The sequence below is a fragment of the Streptomyces sp. NPDC001868 genome, assembly GCF_040297125.1.
Lineage (GTDB): Bacteria > Actinomycetota > Actinomycetes > Streptomycetales > Streptomycetaceae > Streptomyces.
On record NZ_JBEOYO010000007.1, the window covers coordinates 172,056 to 190,428 of the forward strand.

Sequence of the window (18,373 nt, forward strand, 5' to 3'; positions counted from 1 at the left end):
GTGTCAGAGCCGTACCCCTTCCCCCCAGGTCCCCGTCCCCGCCGTCGCGGCCGTCGTGTGCTGCAGTTCATGGCGGCTTTCGTCGTGCTCGCCGCGATCGGGGCGTATCTCACCGTGCAGTATCTGACCGGAGGGAACGGCACACCGCGCTGTGTGGTCGTGTCCGGGACGGACGACAAGACGTCGTACGAGTTCACGCCCGAGCAGGCGGCGAACGCGGCGACGATCTCGGCGGTCGGCACCTCGCGTGAGCTGCCCGAGCGGGCCGTGACGATCGCGCTGGCGACCGCGCTCCAGGAGTCGGGCCTGCGCAACATCGCGCACGGCGACCGGGACTCCCTCGGACTCTTCCAGCAGCGGCCGTCGCAGGGCTGGGGCACCGAGCAGCAGATCCAGGATCCGGTGTACTCGGCGGGCGAGTTCTACGAGCATCTCGTGAAGGTCGACGACTACGAGCAGCTGCCGCTGACGGTGGCCGCCCAGCGGGTGCAGCGCAGCGGCTACCCGGAGGCGTACGCCAAGCACGAGCCCGACGCCACCCTGCTCGCCGCCGCGCTGACCGGGCGGTCGGCGGCCACGCTGACCTGCGAGGGCCGCCGGGACACGACCGGCACCGGGACCGCCTACGCGGGCGGCCCGAGCGCGGTGCGCAGCGCGCTCGCGCGGGACTTCGGGGACGACGCGTTCGAGGCCGCCGGGGCGGTCGTCAGCACCGAGAACGGCGCCCCCGCCCAGGCGAGCCCGACGCCGAGCCCGAGCGTCTCCCCCGTCGCCGGCACCGTCACCGTCCCCCTCAAGGGCGCCGGGGACGCCGGCCAGGTCCGGCAGCGCGGCTGGGAGCTGGCGCACTGGGCCGTGGCCAACTCCTCCCGGCTGGGCGTCGAGCGCGTCACGTACGCGGGCCGGGAGTGGGTCGCCGAGGGCCGGGCCGGTGCGTGGCGCAAGGCCAAGGGCACGGCGGGCGCTCCCGCGGATTCCACCACCGAGGTCCGAATCGTCACTGGACAGTAGACCGCGCGGCTCACCCGTGCGGGGTATGCGCGGCGCGTCGGGTGGACGGGGTGCGCAGGTTTTCACCTGCTCACCCCCACCTCACGGGATCCCTTGGGCGCACCGGGCCGTAAGGATTCTGCAGACTTTCGGACCGGGCGGCGTTTGTCCGACTGAATCCGGATTTGATAATGCGACGCATTGCGAACTCTTTACATTCGGTCGCCGCAACCTTCGAGGGCTTCGAGCGGTAGTCACTGCGTCCGAGCCCGGAACGATCAACTCCCGGGCACGGTCGGACACTTCAACGTTCTCTTCCGTCTAAGGAGCACCATGTCCCTCCCCCTGACCCGCCGGATCGCCCGTGCCGCGCTGCTGACCGCAGCGGGAGCGGCCTCCGTGGTCGGTGCGGCCGGCTCCGCGAGTGCGGCGCCCGAACTTCCGGCCACCCCGAACCTCAGCGGCCTGTCCGCCGTGGACGGGGCGAACGCCGGCACCACCGTGGACGGCGCGACGCAGAACGTCACCGGGGTCGCGAGTGACGCCGGCACCAAGGCGGCCAAGCAGACGCTGCCGACCGTGAGCAAGACCGGCGGGAAGGCCGTCAAGACGACGACGCCCGTCGCGCAGAAGGCCGCCGGGGAGGCCGCGGGGTCTGCCGGGACCGTGTTGGGTGACACGTCCAAGACGGCGACGAAGGGTGGGCTTCCCACGGGGCAGCTGCCGGCGCAGAGCCCGCTCGGCTGACGCCTGGTCCAGCCGATCGAAGGGGTCCGGGGTTTTCCCCGGGCCCCTTCGGGTTTCGTGCAGCTGGGCTCTTGCTTCGTTCGGCGCCCGGCGCTGTCGGCTGTGCCCACCCTCCCCCACTCTCGGCTTCGCTCGAGCGGGAGGTGCCCCCATCGCCCTGCGGAACGATTGCCCACAGGGGTAGGGATACGAGCAGGCCTCGCTACGCCTGCTGGAGGCGGGCTGCCGCTGCCGCCACCCGTTCGTCCGTCGCTGTGAGGGCCACGCGTACGTGGTGGGCGCCTGCGGGGCCGTAGAAGTCGCCGGGGGCTACGAGGATGCCGAGGTTGGCGAGGTGGGCGACGGTGGTCCAGCAGGATTCGCCTCGGGTGGCCCAGAGGTAGAGGCTGGCTTCGCTGTGTTCGATGCGGAAGCCGTGGGAGACCAGGGCTTCGCGCAGGGCCGTGCGGCGGGCCGTGTAGCGGGCGCGCTGTTCCTGCACGTGGGCGTCGTCCCCGAGGGCGGCGACGACGGCGGCCTGGGTGGGGGCCGAGGTCATCATGCCGCCGTGCTTGCGGATCTGCAGGAGGGGGCCGAGGACGGCCGGGTCGCCGGCGAGGAAGGCCGCGCGGTAGCCCGCCAGGTTGGACCGCTTCGAGAGGGAGTGGACGGCGACGATGCCCTCGTACGAGCCGCCGTTCACGTCCGGGTGGAGGACCGAGACCGGGTCAGCTTCCCAGCCGAGCTCCAGGTAGCACTCGTCGGAGAAGAGCAGGACGCCGTGCTCGCGGGCCCAGGCGACGGTCCGGGTCAGCTCGGCCTTGGAGAGGACCTTGCCGGTGGGGTTCGAGGGTGAGTTCAGCCAGAGGAGCTTGAGGCCGGCCGGGTCCAGGGCCGTCGGGTCGTCGTAGACCTCGTGGTCGGCGCGGGCGAGGCGGGCGCCCACCTCGTACGTCGGGTAGGCCAGGCGCGGGTACGCGACCCGGTCGCCGGGGCCCAGGCCCAGCTGGGTGGGGAGCCAGGCGACCAGTTCCTTGGAGCCGACGATCGGCAGGACGTGGTGGTGGGTGACGTCACGGGCGCCGAGGCGGCGCTCCAGCCAGCCCGTGATCGCGTCGCGCAGCTCGACGGTGCCCCAGACGGTCGGGTAGCCCGGTGAGTCCGCCGCCGCGACCAGCGCTTTCTGGATCAGGTCGGGCACCGGGTCGACCGGGGTGCCGACGGAGAGGTCGACGATGCCACCGGGGTGAGCGGCGGCCGTCGCCTTGTACGGCTCCAGCTTGTCCCAGGGGAAGGTGGGGAGGCGGTCGCTGACTGCGGACACGGGATCTGGCTCACTTTCTCGGCTCGTACGGCGAACGCCTCGGCCCCGTACGGCGATCAAGATGATCGGGCCGTACGGGACCGAGGCGGCGCGGATGCTGGCCGCAGGGGCCGTGCCCCGGGCCCGCGGCGTCGCTCTCAGGCCTGCGGCGGCAGTCCGGCGACGAAGGGGTGGTCACGCTCGATCAGACCGAGCTTGCTGGCACCACCGGGCGAGCCGAGCTCGTCGAAGAACTCGACGTTCGCCTTGTAGTAGTCCTTCCACTCCTCCGGAGTGTCGTCCTCGTAGAAGATCGCCTCGACCGGGCACACCGGCTCGCAGGCACCGCAGTCGACGCATTCATCCGGGTGGATGTAGAGGGATCGCTGCCCCTCGTAGATGCAGTCGACCGGGCACTCCTCGATGCACGCCTTGTCCTTGACGTCGACACAAGGCTGCGCGATGACGTAGGTCACGCTGTCGTTCCTCCTCGATAGGGCGCTGGCGGGCCTCCTCAGGCTCCGCCGCCTGGCGCGCGGGAGCGCGGCGTCGTCGATGCCCGCACCTAGTATCTCCGTTCCGGGGCATGATCCGAACAGGAGGGGTGGACGGACCTGTGGAAATCTCTGCCGGTGGACGTCTGGAGATCCGTGTCTCCGCCGCTGACGTGGGCAAACGTGTGTCGGTGCGGCGGGTGGACGAGGATGCCGCCGGGGGTGGGAAATTCACCGACACGGTTGGTGTTCTCACATCATGGGACGACGGTGTCCTGCTGATCACCCGGCGGAACGGGGAGCGGGTACGGATCGAGGAGTCGTCGCTGGTGGCGGGGAAGACCGTGCCCGCCGCCCCCGCCCGCCGACGCGGCCCCGCCGCCTCGTACGCGGAACTGGCGCACGTCTCCGCGCGGGGCTGGCAGCCGGTCGAGCGGGAACGGCTCGGCGAGTGGGAGCTGCGGGCCGCCGCCGGGTTCACCCGCCGCGCCAACTCGGTGCTGCCGCTGGGCGATCCCGGGATGCCCCTGGACGAGGCGCTGACGGCCGTACGCGGCTGGTACGCGGCCCGGGGGCTGCCCGCGTTCCTCCAGCTGGCCACGGGCGCCGAGGGCACCCAGGAGTTGCTGTGCGCCGAGGTCGAGGACCGCGGCTGGGTCCGTGACGTCACCGCCGAGCTGTGGATCGGGGCGCTCGCGCCGGTCGCGGACCGGGAGACGGCCGGGGTCGGGCTGTCCCGGACGGCGGACGAGGCGTGGCTCGGCCGCTATCAGCGCAAGGGGCTCGGCGAGGTCGCGCTGAAGGTGCTCGGGAGCGGGCCGTCGGTGTGGTTCGCGACCGTGCCGGGGGCCGAGGGCGAGGGTCCCGCCGCGATCGGGCGGTGCGTCGTGGACGGGCGGTGGGCCGGGTTCTCGGCCGTCGAGGTCGATCCCGCCCAGCGGCGGCGGGGGCTCGCCACGACCGTGATGGCCGCGCTGGGGCGGCGGGCGCTGGACGAGGGCGCCTCGGCCGGCTGGCTGCAGGTGGAGACGGACAACTCGGGGGCGCGGGCGTTGTACGAGGGCATGGGGTTCGCGGCGCATCACTCGTATCACCACTACCGGGAGCCGGAGCGGGGTCACGACGGCCGGGAGCCGGCGGGTGGTCACGGCGGTCGGCAGGCGGAGCGGGGTCACGGCGGTCCGGAGCCCGAGCGTGCGGTCGAGGGCTTCGGCGGCGGCTCGCGGCCGCGTGGGGCGTCATGAGCGGGCACCAGTCCGCCCTGCCGGGTCCCTGTCCTCCCGAGCCGGAGCGGGCCGCCGAGGTGCGGCGGCGGTTCGCGGAGGCGGCACGGGCCGAGCGGCCCGACCTGGCCCTGCTGTGTCTGCTGGTGGGGGCGGCGGGCGACGCTTCGCTCGACGACGCGGGTCTCGACGCCGCCGAGATCGAACTCGACCGGCTGGCCGGGCTGATGCCGTACCGGCCCGGCGGGCCCCGCGCCTGGGCGGTCGCGACGGCCGAACTCCTCGGTGAGCGGCACGGGTTCCGCGGCTCCCCCGGCGACTATCAGCGCCTGGAGTCGTCACTGCTGCATCAGGTGCTCGTACGGCGGCGGGGGCTGCCGATCCTGCTGTCCGTGGTGTGGATGGAGGTGGCCCGGCGGGCGGGGGCTCCCGTGTACGGGGTCGCGCTGCCGGGGCACTTCGTGGTGGGGTTCGGGCCGCCCGAGGAGCAGGTGCTCGCCGATCCGTTCGACGGGGGGCGGGTGTTGACCGGGAGTGATGCGGAGCTGTTGGTCGCGGGGGCGACGGGGGCTCCGCTGGATCCCGGGATGCTGACTCCCGCGGATCCGATGGACGTGGTGGTGCGGGTTCTCAACAACGTGCGGGCGTGGGCCGCCGCCCGGCCCGAGCGGACGGATGTCGCGTTGTGGGCGCTGGAGTTGTCGCTGGCGATGCCTTCGCATCCGGCGCGGTTGCGGTACGAGTGGGCGCGGTTGCTGGTGCAGCGGGGGGAGTATGTGCGGGGCGCCGCCGCGTTGGAGGAGTATGCCGAGGTGGTGGGTGGGGTGGACGCGGGGGCGGCGGAGAAGGTGCGGCGGCAGGCTTCTGCTGCGCGGGCTCTGCTGAATTGAGGGCAGGGCGCCTGATCGCCGTGGGGGGCCTGTTGTCGGGCGGGTACGGGTGGTTCGTGGCTGGTCGCGCAGTTCCCCGCGCCCCTTGAGCCTGCCGCCCTGCCCCGGCGGTTACAGCCAGCCCTTTTCCCTTGCTGTGCGGACTGCTTCCGTTCTGTTGCGGACGGCCAACTTGTGGATCGCCGTCGACAGGTAGTTGCGGACCGTGCCCTGGGAGAGGTGGAGGGCCTTGGCCAGTTCGGCGTTCGTCGAGCCGTCGGCCGCCGCTCGGAGGACCTCGCGTTCCCGGTCCGTCAGGGGGTTCGCGCCCTCGGCCAGGGCCGCTGCCGCGAGGGTGGGGTCGATGACACGCTCGCCCGCCAGGACTCTCCGTACCGCGTCCGCGAGTTGGGCGGCGGGGGCGTCCTTGACCAGGAAGGCGTCGGCGCCGGCCTCCATGGCGCCGCGGAGGTAGCCGGGGCGGCCGAAGGTGGTGAGGACGACCAGTTTCACGGCCGGGAGGGCCCGGTGGACCTCGGCGGCGGCTTCGATGCCCGTCGCGCCCGGCATCTCGATGTCGAGGAGGGCCACGTCGACGTCGTGGGCGCGGGCGGCGGCCAGGACCTCGTCGCCGCGTGCCACCTGGGCCACGACCTCGATGTCGTCCTCCAGGCCGAGCAGGGCGGCCAGGGCCTCGCGGACCATGGACTGGTCCTCGGCGAGCAGGACCTTGATCGTGCGGGTCATGCGCCGGATCCTACGTCCGGGTCCGGGGGCGTGGCGGGGGCCCTGGCCAGCAGGCGGAAACCGTGCCGGGAGCGGCCCGCCACAAGGGTTCCGCCCACCTGCTCCAGCCGTTCGGTGAGGCCCGCCAGACCGCTGCCGCCGGCCTCGCCGGGGGCGACGGCCGGGGTGCCCGTTCCGTCGTCGTCCACGGTCAGTTCGAGCATCGGGCCGTCGAGGGTCTGGCGGCGGACCAGGTCCACCGTGCAGCGGCGGGCGCCGCTGTGCCGTACGACGTTGGTGACGGCCTCGCGCAGGGCCCAGGCGAGGGCGGACTCGATGTCCTCGGACACGTCGGTGAGGGCGGAGCCGGGGTCGGCGGGCAGTTCGGCGGCGATGCCGGCCGCCGTCAACGCGTCGCGGGCGCCCGCGAGTTCCGCGCCGAGGCGGGGGCGCCGGTAGCCGGTGACGGCCTCGCGGACGTCCACCAGGGCCTGACGGCTGACCTGTTCGATGTCGGCGATCTGCTGGGCCGCCTTGTCCGGGTGGCCGGGGAGCATGCGGCCCGCCAGTTCGCTCTTGAGCGTGATCAGGGAGAGGGAGTGGCCGAGGAGGTCGTGCAGATCGCGGGCGAGGCGCAGGCGCTCCTCGTTCGCGGCCAGCTGGGCGACCGTCGCCCTGGCCTCGCGCAGTTCCCGCGTCGTCCGCACGAGTTCGCGTACGCCGGTCATGGCGAAGCCGCCGAGGAGGGCCGGGAGGAGCAGGGAGGCGAGGTAGGCCTCGCCGCCCGGTACGGCGAGGGCGATGCCGGTGAGCAGGGCCGACACCGCCGGGATCGTGAGGCGGGCGAGCCGTGGCGGGAGGGCCGCGCCGGACGCGACCGACACGTAGACGAAGAGGACGAGCCACTCACGGCCGAGGCTGAGGGCGAGGAGCGAGGACTGGGCGGCGAGGACGGCGAGCGCGCCGAGCACCATCGGGGTGGTGTCGCGGCGGCCGGTGCGGAAGATCAGGACGAAGTACCAGGTGACGAAGGCGACCAGGCCGATCCAGCCGAGGACGACGACGCCGTCGCTGTGGCCCCCCTCCAGCAGGTCGCTGACGGGGGCGCTCAGATAGGCGAGCCAGATCCCGGTCCAGAGGAACTTGATCGCCCTCTGTCTGCGGTTCTCCGGGCGCTGCCCGATGCCGACGCCGCTCACGCCTTCAGCGTGTCCTTCCGGTAGAGCCAGGCCGCGCCGCCCGCGAACACGGCGAAGGAGACGGCCAGGATGACGAGGTCCTGGGTGTGCGGGGTCCGGCTCTGCTCGATGGCCTGGCCGAGGGAGGCGTACGCGTGGGTGGGCACCCACCGGGAGATGTCCTGCAGCCATCCGGGGAACGTCGTCGTCGGCATCCACAGGCCGCCGAGCATCGACAGGCCGAAGTAGACGATCATCGTGATCGGTCGGACCGCGTCGCCGGTGGCGAGATAGCCGAGGGCGACGCCGAGCGCGGCGAAGACGAGGCTGCCGGCCCAGATCCCGCCGGTCAGGGCGAGCCACTGCCAGGCGTCCAGGCGTACGTCCTTCACGGCGGCGGCCACCACGAAGACGATCACGATGGACGGCAGGCTGACCACGGCCGCGCTCGCGGTCTTCGCGAGGACATAGCCGCGCCCCGGCAGCGTGGTGAGCCGCAACTGCCGTACCCAGCCGCCCTCGCGCTCCCTGGCGATGCGTTCGCTGTTGCCCATCAGGACGGCCGTCAGGGCGCCGAAGGAAGCCATGGAGACCATCATGTAGGTCGGCAGGGTCAGACCGGTGTCGCCGAGCTTCTCGGTGCTGCTCGCGTTGCCCGCGATCAGCAGGAACAGCAGCGAAGGGTAGAGCACTGAGAAGAACATGGCCTTGCGGTTGCGCAGGGCTCGGACCAGCTCCAGCTTGATCAGGCTGTTCATGACTTCTGCTTCGCCTCCTCGGCGGCCGTGATCGCGACGAAGGCCTGCTCCAGGCCGAGGCCGGTGACTTCGAGATTGCGGGGGTGGAAGCCGAGGCCGTACAGGGCGTGGACGGTCGCGTCGGCATCGGTGGACCGGATGCGGACGGTACGGCCGGACACGTCGAGTGTGGCGAGGAAGGGGAGGCCGCGCAGGCGAGCCTCGTCGGCCGGGCCGTCGGGCAGGTCGAAGGAGATCCTGCGGGCGCCCGCCTTGGCCTTGATCTCGGCCGCCGTGCCGTCGGCCAGCAGGCGGCCCCGGTGCAGGACGAGCACGCGGTCGGCGATGGCGTCGGCCTCTTCGAGGTAGTGGGTGGCGAAGAGGACGGTGCGGCCCCGGTCGGCCTGTTCGCGCATGGTGGCCCAGAACGCCTGGCGGGTGGTGACGTCCATGCCGGTGGTGGGCTCGTCCAGGACGATCAGGTCGCTGTCACCCGCGGTGGCGAGGGCGAAGCGGACGCGCTGGGCCTGGCCGCCGGAGAGCTTGTCGACCTTGCGGCCGGCGATCTGGGTGATGCCGGCGCGGGCGAGGACGTCGGAGACCGGGTACGGCCTCGGGTGCAGGTCGCAGGCGAGGCGGACCAGTTCGGTGACCGTGACCTCGTCCATCAGGCCGCCGCTCTGCAACATCGCGCCCACGCGGCCGGCGACGATCGCCTCGCGCGGGGTGGTGCCGAAGACGGTGACCGTGCCGCTGTCGGCGTTCTTGAGGCCCAGCAGCAGGTCCAGGGCGGTGGACTTGCCCGCGCCGTTCGGGCCCAGCAGGGCCACGGTCTCGCCGGGGTGGAGGGCGAGCGTCAGGCCGTCCACGGCCCGGACGTCGCCGTACGCCTTCGTCACGTTGTCGAATCCCGCCACCGTGGTGTGGGTGGCCGTCGTCGTGGTCGTCATACGCACCATCGTCGGCGGGCCGGGGGTGCCCTCGGCAGTGTCGGGGGTCCTGAACCCGGGATGACAGAAGTCATACCCGGGACGGTGACACCTTCGCCTACGGCGAGGGGGCACCCGGCCGTGCGGCTGGTGCCCCTTGCCGTGCCGGACGGAGGCGGGTTTCGCTCACCGGCGCTCGCAGGGTGCCGCCGCACCCACCCGTGCCGCCCCAGCGGCACGACTGCCCGCGGTGGGGTCGGGGCGGGCGGGGCAGCGCGACACTTCAGCCGCGCGAGTGCCGCGCGGCGGAGCGGGGACAGCTGAGCGGCACCCCGGCCGAGCGGCTGCCCGCGGCCGAGTACGTACGGCGCCTCAGCACCCCCGCCACGCGACCGCCGGCAGCTGACTACGGACGGCTGCCCGACACCCCCACCGCCCCGCAACCCGCAACCCGGGCAACGGGCGGCGGTCCGCACCGGTGGTGGTCTGGCGGTGTTTAGTTCGGGTTTGTTTCGATTACCGCTGTGCGGTCCGTCTTGCTCTTGAGGGCCTGGCGGAGGGCGCCGTAGACGTCCTGGACGGTGACCGGGGTCTTCTCGCCGTTGCCCCGGGTGATGCGGACGTCGTCGAAGGTGCTGCCGTAGAGGTCCTTGAGGGCCTTCTCGTCGTAGGAGTCGACGAGTTTGCCGTCGACGGCCTTGACGGTCAGGAACTTCCACAGGGAGTTCTCGGGGCTCATGGGGAGCGGGACGCTGCTCGCGGGGTTCGTCTGCACGACGACGTTGGCGGACATCGCCGGCTCCGCGAACTCCTTCATGAACCGGTCGACCTCGGCCTTCCCGACCGACGGCTCCTTCGTGGTGGTCGGGAGCTCGACCGCCGCGACCTCGCCGGTCTCGACCTGGGTGCGGTAGGCCTTCTCGACCGCGTCGGTGGACTGGTCGACGGCGATGCCCTTGCCCGCCTTGCCGTAGACGGCGACGGCCTTGCCGGCCTCGTACTTGACGGTGCCGTCGCTCGCCGTGCCGGCGCCGCCGGCCGCGCGCCGCAGGGCGGCCTCCAGCTTCTCCTCGTCGACGGGCATGACGGGCTCGACCACGCGCTCCTGGCCGAAGAGCGAGCCGATCACGGAGACCGGGTTGTAGTCGCTGACGGCGGCGGCGCTGACCGTGGCCTGCTTGTCGAACTGGAGTCCGGCCTGGTCGGGCTTGAGGGAGACGGTCTCGCCGTCGACGGTGAGCTTCAGCGCCTCGTTCGTGCTCTTGCCGAAGGCCTGGTCGAGCTTGTTGACGGCCTCGTCACGGGTGCCGCCGCCGATGTCGACGCCGAGGACGGTGGTGCCCTTGGGGACGTCGGAGTGGTTCATCAGCAGCCCGGCGCCGTAGACACCGCCGCCGAGGACCACCACACCGCCGACGAGCAGGCCGAGCTTGCCGCGGCCCTTCTTCTTGGCCGGCTTGGCGGACTTCGTGTTCTTCGCCGGGCCGGACTTCTGCTGCTGCGGGCCGGGGTCGGGCAGCTTCGGCGGGGTGTGGCGTACCGCGCCGTCGGGGCCGTCCGCGCCGAACGGTGTGCCCTGGGTGCCGGGGGGCACGACCGGGATACCGCTGGTCAGGGTGTGCCCGGAGGGGTTGTCGACGAGGGGGCCGGGGCCGCCGTAGCCCGGGGTGCCCGGCTCGGGGGCGGGCCGCTGCGGGGTGAGGACCGCGGTGTCGTCGCTGAGACCGCCGCCGGGGCGGGCGTAGCCACCGGAGGCGGCGGGCGGGGCGGAGAAGTCGGCGTCGGGGCCGAAGGGGTTGCCCTGGTAGCCGGGGTTGCCGGAACCGCCCTGGCCGGGCGGCGGGCCGAGCGGGCTGTCGCCGGTGACGGGGCCGCCGGTGGGGCCCGCCGGACCGGAGCGGCCGTTCGGGCCGCCGGGGTGGCCGCCGTTGTCGGAGAAGTACGGCAGGTCGTCGCGCTCGGGCTTGGTGCCGGCCAGCGCGGCGGAGACGTCGAAGGAGCCGGTGCCGCCGCCGTGGCCGGGGGCGACCGGCTGGCCGCCGGTCGCGCCGGGCAGTCCGGCGCCGTTCGTCCCGCCGGGCCTGGCGCCGACGCCGGGGCGCGGACCACCGGGCTGCGCGCCGCCGGGGCCGCCGGAGCCCCCCTGACCGCCCGTGCCGCCCGCACCGGGGCCGCCCGGCGCGCCGGAGCCCGGGCCGCCCATCGTGCCGGTGGAGAACCCGGCGCCGTTGCTCGGGCCGCCGCCCGCGCCCTTCGGGGGCGGGGTGGAACCGCGGCGGGGCGCGAACCAGTCGCTGGTGGGCTTGTCGTCGGCGGGCCCGGCGGGCTCCGGCGCGGGAGCCGGGGGCTCCGTGAACACGGGCATGGCCGTGGTGCCGGTGGTCTCCGACACCGACCCGGTGTCGTCCGCGGCGCCCTCGCCGTCGCCGACCGGCTTGCGGACGACGACCGGCGGGATCGGACGCGACCCGGGGATGTTGATCCGGACGCGCGTCGTCAGCGTGGTCTCGGTCTTGGGTCCGTCCGGTCGCTCGCCCGCGCCCGACCGGGCCGCGTCGGCGCCGGCCTCGGTGGCCATGGGCGTGCCGTACGGCGGTGTCCCCGACGGGTACGCGGTGCTGCCGCGCCCATTGGCCCCGGAGGACGAAGTGTCAGTTTCACGACTCAAGGCAGGTTCTCCCGGTTTGCTCCGCCGCCCGTCACTACCTCAACTCAGCGGGCGGCTCGGCGGCGCGCACCACCATACTGGCCACTTCCGGCGCGTATCCCACGACCGCGTGGGAAACCATCACGGGACCCGCACCTGGGTACCGCGGCGAAGTGGTACGTCACTTCCCAAGTCGGGCGTCGGACCCGGCCGGTTGCCTCCCCCACCCAAGGGTGGCGCACATCACAGCCACAGCCATGCCACCGAGCAGGAAGAGATACGAGCCCGCTCCCGCGCCGAACAGGAAGTCTCCCTCCGGCCGGGTGGACGTCAACAGGACGACGGAGATCATCCAGCCGGCGGCCGGCGCAACGGCCCCCGCCCGGCCCCCCGTCGCCCGGGCGCCGCCCAGGAAGAGCCCGGTCGCGCCCAGCAGCGCGAGCAGCAATCCGCCGGGGAACCAGGCCGCTTGGAGCAGCCCGCCGGCCACGCCGACCACCGCTCCCAGCAGGAAGAGCCCCAGGTGGGCGGCTGCGCGCGCCACCGGGGGGAACGTCAACGGCTGGGCGAGCGCGCCGCCTTGCCCGCCCGAGGGACGGTCCGCCTGGTTCATCGCCGGCCCGCCTCTCGGCGGCCGGACGAGCGCACCACTCGTTTGTCATACACATGCGTACGCATCACAGGGCCGTTCCGTTCTGCCGTTCCTCGAAAGTCTGCCGTTCCTCGAAAGAAACACCGGGAATCCCCTCGAACAAGTCGTCCTCCCGGCCCCCTCCTTCACGTCTGCCACGTACCAATTCGTAGTACTCGGTGGTCAGCAGGGGCTGTGCGAGTTTGTTGGAGAGGGCGAAGTACGGCTCGGCGACCTCGATCTGGGTGGCGTGCGCGCGCATGGCGGCGGCCTTCGCTGCCGCGAAGCCGGTGCCGTCGATCTCGGTCGTGACGATGTGGTCGTCCACCACTCCGGGCACATCGGTGACGCTCGCGGCCTGCTTGAACGGCAGCCGTCCGGGCTCGGCGAGATCGCGGCGGAGCCGGCCGAAGCCCTCCAGGAGCACCCCGCGCGGCACCCGGTTCCAGTAAACCTTGTCGATCTCCCAGGGGGCGCCCAGGTCGGGGCGGAAGTCCGGGTCGGCGGTCAGGCCGGCGGCGCGCATGGCGACGCGGTGGGCCTGGATGTGGTCGGGGTGGCCGTAGCCGCCGTTGGGGTCGTAGGTGACGAGGACCTGGGGGCGTACCTCGCGGATCACCTCGACCAGGTGGGCGGCGGCCTCGTCGACGTCGGCGGACCAGAAGGCGCCGGGGCGCTCGTTCTGCTCGACGCCCATCATCCCGGAGTCGCGGTAGCGGCCGGGGCCGCCGAGGAAGCGGTGGTCGGTGACGCCGAGTTCCTTCATGGCCTCGGCCAGTTCGTCCACCCGGTACGGGCCCAGCGTGTCGTCACGGTCGGGCGCGAGGTGCGCCAGGCGGGGCGGGATGACCTCGCCCTCCTCACCGAGGGTGCAGGTCACCAGGGTCACCCGCGCTCCCTCGGCCGCGTACCTGGCCATGGTCGCGCCGTTGTTGATCGACTCGTCGTCCGGGTGCGCGTGCACCAGGAGCAGTCGGCGGGTGGGCAGATCCGTCATGGGGCCCACCCTACGAGGCGCCCGGCCCGCGCCCGCGCCGGGCGCGGGCATTCACAGGAACGGTCGGGCCGCGGGGGTCGGGGACCCGTGGGACGGGCCCTACGAGCGGACCCCGGCGGCCGGAGGCGTCAGAACTTGATACTGCCGATCATGCCCGCGATGTTGGTCGTCAGCTCGCTGATCGTCGGCGCGATGGTCGAGGAGGCGAGGTAGAAGCCGAGCAGGATGCAGATGATCGCGTGTGGTGCCTTCAACCCTGACTTCTTGATCAGGATGAAGACGATGATCGCCAGCAGCACCACCGCCGAAATCGAGAGTGCCACGGCGGCTCACCTCCAAAAGTTCCCTGGGACCTGGGGAGCGAAGCAGTTGTCGAAGGCTGACGGCGGGACCGTCGTCAACCGGTGACGTGGGTGACGCAGTTGTAAATCCATACAGCGGCCAGCAGGTTCATACCCACCCAGCGGTAGTGATCATAACTATCCATACGCGCGCATCGATCGGCGCACGGCCGCACAAGGGGGCGCATGGCCAATATGGTCGGACCATGACGACCCAGCCCGAGTCCTTTCCCCGACGACACGCCCGGACGCAACGTTTCACCCTCGGCGCGCCGCGGGCGTTCTCCGTCGCCCCGGACGGTTCGCGTGTGGTGTTTCTGCGGTCTTCGTCCGGCTCCGAGCGGGCCGGCAAGCTGTGGGTCCTGGACCTCCGGGACGGTGACGAGCGGCTGGCGGCCGATCCGGGCGAACTGCTCGCCGGTTCCGTGGAGGAGTTGTCGGCCGAGGAGCGCGCGCGCCGTGAACGCCTGCGCGAGGGCGGCGCCGGGATCGTCGGCTACGCCACCGACGCGGCCGTGGAACTGGCCTCTTTCGCCTTGTCAGGGCGGCTGTTCATGGCCGAGCTGCGGGCCGGCACGGCACGTGAACTGGCGGTCCCCGGGCCGGTGATCGACCCCCGCCCCTCCCCCGACGGCCGGTACATCGCGTACGTGGCCCGGGGCGGACTGCGGGTCGTCGAGGCGGAGGGCGGCGAGGATCTGGCGCTCACCGAGGAGGGGCCGAAGAACGTCACCCACGGTCTGGCGGAGTTCATCGCGGCCGAGGAGATGGGCCGTTCACGTGGTTTCTGGTGGTCGCCCGACTCGGACCGCCTGCTGGTGGCGCGCGTGGACGACACGCCGGTGCGCCGCTGGTGGATCTCGGACCCCGCGCAGCCGGAAAGGGACCCGCAGCGGGTGGCGTATCCGGCGGCGGGGACCGCCAACGCGGACGTACGGCTCTTCGTGATCGACCTCTCCGGGACCCCCACGGAGGTCGTGTGGGACCGGGCGCGCTATCCGTATCTGGCGCATGTGCACTGGTCAGCGGCGGGTGCGCCGCTGATCCTGGTCCAGGCGCGGGACCAGCGCAGCCAGCTGTTCCTGGCCGTGGACCCGGACTCGGGGGCGACCCGGATGGTGCACGCCGACGAAGATCCACATTGGCTTGATCTTTTCCCTGGGGTGCCCGCGTGGAGTCCGTCGGGGCGGCTCGTGCGTGTCGCGGACGAGGGCGGCGCGCGGGTACTGGCGGTCGGCGAACGTCCGCTGACGGGACCGCAGTTGCACGTCCGCGCGGTGCTCGACGTGTCCGACGACGACGTCCTGGTCTCCGCGTCGGCCGGTGAGCGGGCCGCCTCCCCGGAGATCGGTGAGATCCACGTCTATCGAGTGAACGAGCTGGGCGTGGAGCGCGTCTCGCAGGAGCCCGGCGTGCACTCGGCGGTACGCGCCGGGGGCGTGACCGTACTCGTCTCGGCGGTCCCGGAGAGGGCGGGCGCCCAGGTCCAGGTGCTACGGGACGGCAAGCGAGTGGCGACCGTGGCGTCTCATGCGGAAGATCCCGGTATGTCACCGCGCGTGCGGTTTACACAGGGGGGCGCACGCCGCGTACCGTGCGCCCTGCTTATGCCGAGGGACTACGACGGGGTCACACCCCTGCCGGTTCTCATGGACCCCTACGGCGGTCCGCACGGCCCGCGGGTGCTCGCCGCGCACAACGCGCACCTCACCTCGCAGTGGTTCGCCGATCAGGGGTTCGCGGTGGTGGTCGCCGACGGGCGCGGCACTCCGGGCCGGTCCCCCGCTTGGGAGAAGGAGATCGACGGCGACTTCACGCTCTCCCTGGACGACCAGGTGGAGGCGCTGCACGACCTGGCGACGTCGCATCCGCTGGACCTGAACCGGGTGGCGATCCGCGGCTGGTCGTACGGCGGCTGGCTCGCGGCCCTGGCCGTACTGCGCCGTCCGGACGTCTTCCACGCCGGTATCGCGGGTGCCCCGGTCACCGACTGGCGGCTGTACGACACGCACTACACCGAGCGGTATCTGGGCGATCCGGCGACGGCTCCGGCGGCGTACGCGAAGAGTTCGCTGATCACGGCCGAGGGGCTGTCCGCGCCCGCCGAGCCGCACCGCCCGCTGATGATCGTGCACGGCACCGCCGACGACAACGTGGTCTTCGCCCACGCCCTGCGCCTGTCCTCCGCACTCCTCGCGGCCGGCCGCCCGCACGAGGTCCTGCCGCTCTCGGGCGTCACCCACATCACCCCGCAGGAACAGGTCGCGGAGAACCTGCTGCTGCTCCAGGTGGACTTCCTGAAGCGTTCACTGGGGCCGGGCCCGGGCTAGAGGGGTACGCGCACGGCAACGGGCCGGAGCTACATGGCGAAGCTCCGGCCCGTTTACGGCACCCGCACGGCCGTACGTGATTTAGATTCGCGTGTCCGTATATCGGAACGACGTCAGCGAAGTTGCCTGCGTGTTAACGCGGTTGGTGCGCATTTGTACGCCTATTCCACCCCATCCGCATGATCGTCCGTCGACCCGTCCGCCGACTCGTCCGGCGGCACCACCCGCTTCTCCTCCGCGAAATGGCAGGCCGAGTCGTGCGCGGCCGGGCCGGTCGTGAGGCGGAACTCCGCCGGGACCGCGAGCAGCGGCACCTCCAGCGCGCAGCGCTCCTGGGCCTTCCAGCAGCGCGTGCGGAAACGGCACCCGGACGGGATGTTCGTCGGGGAGGGCACATCGCCGAAGAGGATGATCCGCTCCCGGTGCTCACGGGCCTCGGGGTCCGGGACGGGCACGGCGGAGAGCAGCGCCTGGGTGTAGGGATGCGTCGGATGGTCGTAGATCTCGGCGTCGCGGCCGATCTCCACGATCCGCCCGAGGTACATCACGCCGACCCGGTCGGAGATGTGCCGCACGATCGACAGGTCGTGCGCGATGAAGACGTACGACAGTCCGAACTCGCCCTGGAGGCGGTCCAGCAGGTTGATGACCTGGGCCTGGACGGAGACGTCGAGGGCGGAGACGGGTTCGTCGGCGACGATGATCTCGGGGCGGAGCGCCAACCCCCGGGCGATGCCGATGCGTTGGCGCTGGCCGCCGGAGAACTGGTGCGGGTAGCGGTTGATGTACTCGGGGTTGAGGCCGACCACGTCGAGGAGTTCCTGCACCCGGCGCCGGCGGTCGCCCTTGGGCGCGACCTCGGGGTGGATGTCGTACGGCTCGCCGATGATGTCGCCCACGGTCATCCGGGGGTTGAGGGAGGTGTACGGGTCCTGGAAGACCATCTGGATGTTGCGGCGGACGGTCTTGAGGGCCTTGCCGGAGAGCTTGGTGATGTCCTCGCCCTTGTAGCGGATCGAACCGGCGGTGGGCCGTTCCAGATGGACCAGCATCTTGGCGACCGTGGACTTGCCGCAGCCGGACTCACCGACGATGCCGAGGGTCTCCCCGGGGCTCAGGGCGAAGTCGACGCCGTCGACGGCCTTCACCGCGCCGACCTGCTTCTTGAAGAGGATGCCCTGGGTGAGCGGGTAGTGCTTGACCAGGCCGCTGACCTCCAGGATCGGCTCAGCCGGTGGGGCCGTCGTGGTCGAGTCGGGCGTCGTGGTCATCGAGGCACTCCCTCCAGAAGTGGCAGGCGCTCATCCGGATCCCGTCCGACGGCTCCACGTCGTACAGCGGGGGTACGTCGGTCCGGCACAGGTCGCGGGCCATCGGGCAGCGGGGGTTGAAGGCGCAGCCGGGCGGGATGTGCAGGAGGTTGGGTGGCAGGCCCTTGATCGCGTACAGCTCCTGGCCCTTCTGGTCCAGACGCGGGATCGAGTCGAGGAGGCCCCGGGTGTACGGGTGGGCCGGGGCCTTGTAGATGTCGTGGACCGGGGCGGACTCCACGATGCGGCCCGCGTACATCACGGCGATGCGGTCGGCGACGTCGGCGACGACGCCGAGGTCGTGGGTGATGAGGACGAGGCCCATGCGCAGTTCGCGCTGCAGTTCGGCCAGGAGGTCCATGACCTGGGCCTGGACGGTGACGTCCAGCGCGGTGGTCGGTTCGTCGGCGATGATCAGCGCGGGTTCCAGGGCCAGCGCCATGGCGATCATGATGCGCTGGCGCATACCGCCGGAGAACTGGTGCGGATAGTCCCGTACGCGCTCCTTGGCGGCCGGGATGCGGACCCGGTCCATCAGCTCGACGGCCTTGGTCCGGGCGTCCTTGCGCGACATGCCCCGGTGCACGACGAACATCTCGCCGAGCTGGTCGCCGACGGACAGCACGGGGTTGAGGGAGGACAGGGCGTCCTGGAAGATCATCGCCATCTCGGCGCCCCGGATCCTCCTTCTCTCCTCCTCCTTGAGCTTCAGCAGGTCCTGGCCCTTGAAGAGGATCTCGCCGCCGGTGATCCTGCCGGGCGGCATGTCGAGGATGCCCATGATCGCCTGGGCGGTGACCGACTTCCCGGAGCCGGACTCGCCGAGCACGGCCAGGGTCTGTCCCTCGTCCACCCCGTAGTCGACCCCGTTGACCGCCTTGGCGACCCCGTCCCGCGTCTTGAACTCCACATGCAGATCACGCACTTCGAGCAGCATGACGA

Annotated in this window: 17 protein-coding genes; 5 read left to right on the forward strand and 12 right to left on the reverse strand. The window is 72.1% G+C overall.

Going from position 1 to position 18,373, the window contains the following annotated elements:
- Together ABT147_RS11360 and ABT147_RS11365 are read left to right on the forward strand one after the other, a co-directional pair.
- Positions 1–1,011, forward strand: coding sequence for a VldE C-terminal domain-containing protein (locus ABT147_RS11360; protein ID WP_502983069.1), 1,011 nt, complete (start codon positions 1–3; stop codon positions 1,009–1,011).
- A gap of 312 nt (positions 1,012–1,323) precedes the next feature.
- On the forward strand, positions 1,324–1,737 hold the full coding sequence (locus tag ABT147_RS11365; protein ID WP_351404367.1) for an ATP-binding protein: 414 nt from the start codon (positions 1,324–1,326) through the stop codon (positions 1,735–1,737).
- A 202-nt stretch (positions 1,738–1,939) separates the two neighbouring features.
- On the opposite strand, the gene ABT147_RS11370 is transcribed toward ABT147_RS11365, so the two are convergent.
- Together ABT147_RS11370 and fdxA are read right to left on the reverse strand one after the other, a co-directional pair.
- Positions 1,940–3,040, reverse strand: coding sequence for a bifunctional succinyldiaminopimelate transaminase/glutamate-prephenate aminotransferase (locus tag ABT147_RS11370; RefSeq protein WP_351404369.1), 1,101 nt, complete (start codon positions 3,038–3,040; stop codon positions 1,940–1,942).
- 137 nt (positions 3,041–3,177) lie between these two features.
- Positions 3,178–3,495, reverse strand: coding sequence for a ferredoxin (gene fdxA / locus ABT147_RS11375; protein ID WP_086754973.1), 318 nt, complete (start codon positions 3,493–3,495; stop codon positions 3,178–3,180).
- A 140-nt stretch (positions 3,496–3,635) separates the two neighbouring features.
- Between fdxA and ABT147_RS11380 the strand changes: the two genes are divergently transcribed.
- Entirely contained in the window at positions 3,636–4,757 is a 1,122-nt protein-coding gene (locus tag ABT147_RS11380; protein WP_351404372.1) for a GNAT family N-acetyltransferase, read from the forward strand.
- A complete protein-coding gene (locus ABT147_RS11385; RefSeq protein ID WP_351404374.1) occupies positions 4,754–5,626 on the forward strand; it encodes a transglutaminase-like and tetratricopeptide repeat-containing protein in 873 nt (290 codons plus the stop codon). Before ABT147_RS11380 ends, ABT147_RS11385 begins: the two co-directional genes overlap by 4 nt.
- A gap of 111 nt (positions 5,627–5,737) precedes the next feature.
- On the opposite strand, the gene ABT147_RS11390 is transcribed toward ABT147_RS11385, so the two are convergent.
- From ABT147_RS11390 to ABT147_RS11425, 8 genes are all read right to left on the reverse strand, one after another.
- Positions 5,738–6,352 (reverse strand): response regulator, encoded by a 615-nt coding sequence (locus ABT147_RS11390; RefSeq protein ID WP_351404376.1) that lies wholly within the window; start codon positions 6,350–6,352, stop codon positions 5,738–5,740.
- Positions 6,349–7,530: a sensor histidine kinase gene (locus tag ABT147_RS11395; RefSeq protein WP_351404378.1), complete on the reverse strand. Its 1,182-nt coding sequence runs from the start codon at positions 7,528–7,530 to the stop codon at positions 6,349–6,351. The genes ABT147_RS11390 and ABT147_RS11395 overlap by 4 nt, the downstream gene beginning before the upstream one ends.
- Positions 7,527–8,267 carry an ABC transporter permease gene (locus tag ABT147_RS11400; RefSeq protein WP_351404380.1) on the reverse strand — a complete coding sequence of 247 codons (741 nt, stop codon included), beginning with the start codon at positions 8,265–8,267 and terminating at the stop codon, positions 7,527–7,529. Before ABT147_RS11400 ends, ABT147_RS11395 begins: the two co-directional genes overlap by 4 nt.
- Positions 8,264–9,205: an ABC transporter ATP-binding protein gene (locus ABT147_RS11405; RefSeq protein WP_502983070.1), complete on the reverse strand. Its 942-nt coding sequence runs from the start codon at positions 9,203–9,205 to the stop codon at positions 8,264–8,266. The genes ABT147_RS11400 and ABT147_RS11405 overlap by 4 nt, the downstream gene beginning before the upstream one ends.
- Before the next feature lie 466 nt (positions 9,206–9,671).
- Positions 9,672–11,843: a hypothetical protein gene (locus tag ABT147_RS11410; protein WP_502983071.1), complete on the reverse strand. Its 2,172-nt coding sequence runs from the start codon at positions 11,841–11,843 to the stop codon at positions 9,672–9,674.
- Positions 11,844–12,003: 160 nt separating this feature from the next.
- Positions 12,004–12,435, reverse strand: coding sequence for a DUF6113 family protein (locus ABT147_RS11415; protein ID WP_351404387.1), 432 nt, complete (start codon positions 12,433–12,435; stop codon positions 12,004–12,006).
- A gap of 64 nt (positions 12,436–12,499) precedes the next feature.
- Positions 12,500–13,450, reverse strand: a complete 951-nt coding sequence (gene mshB, locus ABT147_RS11420; protein WP_351404389.1) for an N-acetyl-1-D-myo-inositol-2-amino-2-deoxy-alpha-D-glucopyranoside deacetylase — start codon at positions 13,448–13,450, stop codon at positions 12,500–12,502.
- Positions 13,451–13,578: 128 nt separating this feature from the next.
- A complete protein-coding gene (locus ABT147_RS11425; RefSeq protein WP_005480627.1) occupies positions 13,579–13,773 on the reverse strand; it encodes a hypothetical protein in 195 nt (64 codons plus the stop codon).
- A gap of 224 nt (positions 13,774–13,997) precedes the next feature.
- Here ABT147_RS11425 and ABT147_RS11430 point away from each other — a divergent pair, with 224 nt between their 5' ends.
- On the forward strand, positions 13,998–16,121 hold the full coding sequence (locus ABT147_RS11430; protein WP_351404392.1) for a prolyl oligopeptidase family serine peptidase: 2,124 nt from the start codon (positions 13,998–14,000) through the stop codon (positions 16,119–16,121).
- Between the two features lie 161 nt (positions 16,122–16,282).
- On the opposite strand, the gene ABT147_RS11435 is transcribed toward ABT147_RS11430, so the two are convergent.
- Both ABT147_RS11435 and ABT147_RS11440 read right to left on the reverse strand, forming a co-directional pair.
- Positions 16,283–17,392 (reverse strand): ABC transporter ATP-binding protein, encoded by a 1,110-nt coding sequence (locus ABT147_RS11435; protein ID WP_351404394.1) that lies wholly within the window; start codon positions 17,390–17,392, stop codon positions 16,283–16,285.
- Positions 17,349–18,368: an ABC transporter ATP-binding protein gene (locus ABT147_RS11440; RefSeq protein ID WP_351404396.1), complete on the reverse strand. Its 1,020-nt coding sequence runs from the start codon at positions 18,366–18,368 to the stop codon at positions 17,349–17,351. Before ABT147_RS11440 ends, ABT147_RS11435 begins: the two co-directional genes overlap by 44 nt.
- Positions 18,369–18,373 lie beyond the last annotated feature (5 nt).

Excerpts from the sequence above, each read along its gene's own strand:
- ABT147_RS11415 (WP_351404387.1), bottom strand. The coding sequence starts at position 12,435 with ATGAACCAGGCGGACCGTCCCTCGGGCGGGCAAGGCGGCGCGCTCGCC.
- mshB (WP_351404389.1), bottom strand. The coding sequence starts at position 13,450 with ATGACGGATCTGCCCACCCGCCGACTGCTCCTGGTGCACGCGCACCCG.
- ABT147_RS11405 (WP_502983070.1), bottom strand. The coding sequence starts at position 9,205 with ATGGTGCGTATGACGACCACGACGACGGCCACCCACACCACGGTGGCG.
- ABT147_RS11385 (WP_351404374.1), top strand. The coding sequence starts at position 4,754 with ATGAGCGGGCACCAGTCCGCCCTGCCGGGTCCCTGTCCTCCCGAGCCG.
- ABT147_RS11400 (WP_351404380.1), bottom strand. The coding sequence starts at position 8,267 with ATGAACAGCCTGATCAAGCTGGAGCTGGTCCGAGCCCTGCGCAACCGC.
- ABT147_RS11435 (WP_351404394.1), bottom strand. The coding sequence starts at position 17,392 with ATGACCACGACGCCCGACTCGACCACGACGGCCCCACCGGCTGAGCCG.
- ABT147_RS11365 (WP_351404367.1), top strand. The coding sequence starts at position 1,324 with ATGTCCCTCCCCCTGACCCGCCGGATCGCCCGTGCCGCGCTGCTGACC.
- ABT147_RS11440 (WP_351404396.1), bottom strand. The coding sequence starts at position 18,368 with ATGCTGCTCGAAGTGCGTGATCTGCATGTGGAGTTCAAGACGCGGGAC.
- ABT147_RS11430 (WP_351404392.1), top strand. The coding sequence starts at position 13,998 with ATGACGACCCAGCCCGAGTCCTTTCCCCGACGACACGCCCGGACGCAA.
- ABT147_RS11390 (WP_351404376.1), bottom strand. The coding sequence starts at position 6,352 with ATGACCCGCACGATCAAGGTCCTGCTCGCCGAGGACCAGTCCATGGTC.